This window comes from Neoroseomonas rubea (assembly GCF_016106015.1).
GTDB lineage: Bacteria > Pseudomonadota > Alphaproteobacteria > Acetobacterales > Acetobacteraceae > Neoroseomonas > Neoroseomonas rubea.
This window is the reverse complement of record NZ_JACADQ010000417.1, coordinates 1-3,203: the sequence shown is the minus strand read 5'-3', so window position 1 is coordinate 3,203 and position 3,203 is coordinate 1. Positions and strand designations below refer to the sequence as shown.

The 3,203-nt window shown below is 73.7% G+C and carries 4 protein-coding genes; 3 read left to right on the top strand and 1 reads right to left on the bottom strand.

Features of this window, described 5'->3' with window-relative positions; all coding sequences use genetic code 11:
- On the bottom strand, nucleotides 1-272 hold a 272-nt coding region (locus HW577_RS22925; protein ID WP_198378430.1), incomplete at its 3' end, for a hypothetical protein.
- A 137-nt stretch (nucleotides 273-409) separates the two neighbouring features.
- Between HW577_RS22925 and HW577_RS22920 the strand changes: the two genes are divergently transcribed.
- The 3 genes from HW577_RS22920 (at nucleotide 410) to HW577_RS22910 (ending at nucleotide 3,102) form a co-directional block, all read left to right on the top strand.
- A complete protein-coding gene (locus HW577_RS22920) occupies nucleotides 410-1,369 on the top strand; it encodes a Bug family tripartite tricarboxylate transporter substrate binding protein (RefSeq protein WP_198378429.1) in 960 nt (319 codons plus the stop codon).
- Between the two features lie 18 nt (nucleotides 1,370-1,387).
- Entirely contained in the window at nucleotides 1,388-1,894 is a 507-nt protein-coding gene (locus HW577_RS22915; protein ID WP_198378428.1) for a tripartite tricarboxylate transporter TctB family protein, read from the top strand.
- Between the two features lie 314 nt (nucleotides 1,895-2,208).
- On the top strand, nucleotides 2,209-3,102 hold the full coding sequence (locus HW577_RS22910) for a PhzF family phenazine biosynthesis protein (RefSeq protein WP_198378427.1): 894 nt from the start codon (nucleotides 2,209-2,211) through the stop codon (nucleotides 3,100-3,102).
- Nucleotides 3,103-3,203: the final 101 nt, after the last annotated feature.

Below are 3,203 nucleotides of genomic sequence, written 5' to 3'. Positions count from 1 at the left end.
CGGCCATAGCCGGGGCCGTCGCCAGGGTCGGCATCGGTGTAGCCGGTGCGCGCGCGCGTCGCGCGCGCGTTGCCGCGGCCCTGGCCCGGACCATCGCTGGGGTCGGCGTCGGTCAGGCCGGTGCGAACCGGGCGCGGCGCGTAGCTCGGCCCGGCCGAGGGGCCTGGCACCACCACGCACCCCGCCAGCGCAGGCGCCGCCGCCCCGACCGCGACCACCTTCAACACGAGGGCGCGGCGCTTCAGGCGCTGCGGCTGCTCATCGTCCGGCATCAAACGTCCTTCCTCAAACTGCTCGATACTCGTCCAAATTGAGACACGCGCGCAAGGGGCGCCGATCTCCCCCTTCACGGAACGGGTCGGCCCGGCGCAGACTCATGTCCTTCAGGGAGAAAGTCCGGATCACCGCCATGACCCATCGCCGTACGCTCATTGCCGCCGCCGCCGCGCTTGGCCTCGCGCCGCGCCTTGCCGCCGCGCAGCAGCGCTTCGCCAGCCTCTACATGTTCATCCCGGCCGGGCCGGGCGGCGGCTGGGACGGCCTCGGCCGCGCCATCGAGCAGGCAGCGCGCCAGGCCAGCCTTGTCGGCAGCTTCCAGTTCGAGAACGTCGGGGGCGCCGGCGGGACGGTCGGCTTGCCGCGCTTCCTCAGCCAGCGGCGCGGCCGGCCGGACGCGCTGATGGTCGGCGGTTCCGTCATGGTGGGCGCGGCGCTGACCAACCGCACGCCGGTCACGCTGCAGAACACGGTCGCGATCGCGCGCATGACCGAGGAAGCCGGCGTCGTCATCGTGCCCGCCAACAGCCCGCTCCAGAACATCGGCCAGCTGGCCGAGGCGCTGCGCGCCAACCCGCGCGCCGTCTCCGTCGCCGGCGGCAGCGCGGGCGGCACCGACCACATCATCCTCGGGCTGATGCTGCAGCGGCTTGGGCGGCAGGCGCGGGAAGCCTCCTTCGTCGCCTTCCCCGGCGGCGGGCCGGCGCAGGCCGCGATCCTGGGCGGTCAGGTGAATGCCGGCATCTCCGGCTGGTCGGAATTCTCCGAGCAGATCAAGGCCGGGCGCGTGCGCGCGCTGGCCACGACGGGCGAGACGCGGCTCGACCCCGCCGTGCCGACGCTGAAGGAAAGCGGCATCGATGTCGTGGCGACGAACTGGCGCGGTGTGTTTGGTGCACCGGGCATCACGCCGCCGCAGCGCCAGGCGCTGGTCGACCTGATGACGGCGATCCATGCGACCGAGGGCTGGCGCCGCATCCTCGCCGATCGCGGGTGGGAGGACGCGTTCCTGACAGGCCCCGCCTTCGACCAGTTCCTCGAGCGCGACCGGAGCGAGACCGAGGGCGTGCTCAAGGATCTGGGCCTCGCCTGAGCGGCGAGGGCGCGCGCGATGAAGGCCGGCGCGCGGCCGGACCTGGCGGTGGGCCTGGGCGTGACGGCGCTCGGCGTGCTGGCGGCCTGGCTCACCTGGGTCATCCCGGTCACGCCGGTCTACGCGGTGGTCGGGCCGAAGCTGGTGCCGGCGCTGATCGCCGGCGCGCTGGTGCTGTTCGGCCTCGCGCTCTCGGGCGTCGCGCTGCGCGGGGGCTGGAGCGCGGACATCGCCGAGGTGGCGGAGGCCGGGCCGCCGAACCTGGTCTCGCTCGGCTGGCTGCTGGGTGGACTGCTGCTGAACCTGGTGCTGATCGTGCCGCTCGGCTTCGCTCTGTCGGCCGCGATCCAGTTCGTCTGCACGGCGCGCGCCTTCGGCAGCCGCAGCCCGGTGCGGGATGCGGCGATCGCGCTGGCGGTCTCGCTGGGCGCCTTCTTCCTGTTCGTCGAGGCGCTGGGGGTGAATATCGGCGCCGGCCTGCTGGAAGGCGCGATCCTGCGCGCGCTGGGGCGGGAGGTGATGTGATGGGCCCGCCCAATGCGCAGGAGGGCCAGCAAAATGCGGATCGAGGCTGTGCGTCGATCCGGGAGCGCAAGGCGCGACCGCGCCCAGACCGACCCATGTCGTCCGTGCGCCAGTGGATGGCGCGAAGCCAAGGCCGGCGGATGCCGGCCGCCCGGCGCATGAGGGCCAGCAAAATGCGGATCGAGGCTGTGCGTCGATCCGGGAGCGCAAGGCGCGACCGCGCCCAGACCGACCTATGTCGTCCGTGCGCCAGTGGATGGCGCGAAGCCAAGGCCGGCGGATGCCGGCCGCCCGGCGTCTGAGGGCCAGGAAAAATGCGCGCCTTCCGCTTCGTCACCGTCGATGTCTTCACCGACCGCCGCTTCGGCGGCAACCAGCTCGCGGTCTTTCCCGATGCGCGCGGGCTCACCGACGCCGAGATGCAGGCGCTCGCCGCCGAGTTCAACCTCAGCGAGACGACCTTCGTCCTGCCGCCCGCGAACCCGCAGCACAGCGCGCGCGTGCGCATTTTCAACCGCGTGGCGGAGATGGCCTTCGCCGGGCACCCGAATGTCGGCACCGCCTATGTGCTGGCGCGCGAGGATGAGGAAAGCCCGCGCGCCTACCGCTTCGAGGAACCGGCGGGGCTCGTCGAGGTGACGCTGATGCGCGATGCCGCGGGCCGCGTGACGGGGGCGGAGGTCGCGGCACCGCAGCCCCTGCGTATCGGGGCGACGCTGCCGGTCGCGACGGCCGCCGCCTGCGCCGGCATTCCCGAGGCCGCTGTGCTGACCGCGCGGCACGCGCCCACGCTTGCGGCGGATGGCGGGAACCATCGGCTGCTGGTGGAGGTGACGCCAGAGGCGTTGTCGGCCGCGCAGCCGGACCTTGCGGCGTTCCAGCGCGCGGTGGCCGAGCATGCGGATGCGACGTGCGGCTTCCTTTCTCTCTACATCTACGCGCCCGAGGGCTCCGCCGTGCGGGCGCGGATGTTCTCGCCGCTTGCCGGCACGTGGGAGGACGCCGCGACGGGGTCGGCGGCCACGCCGCTCGCGGGCTTCCTGCTGCATCTGTCGGGCGAGCAGGACGGGGCGTGGGAGATCACGCAGGGCGTGGAGATGGGGCGGCCGAGCCTGCTCTCCGCCCGCGCGCGGCGCACGGCGGAGGGGATCCGCGCCAGCGTCGCCGGACGCTGCGTGCCGGTGCTGCGGGGAGAGGCGGTGCTGTAGGACCGAGGGGGCGTCGCCCCTCTCGCAGACATCACCGCCGGCGCGCGCGCGTCGTCGTGGCCGGTGCCGCCCGCCGTGGCGGCGGTGGTGCGGCCCGCCCG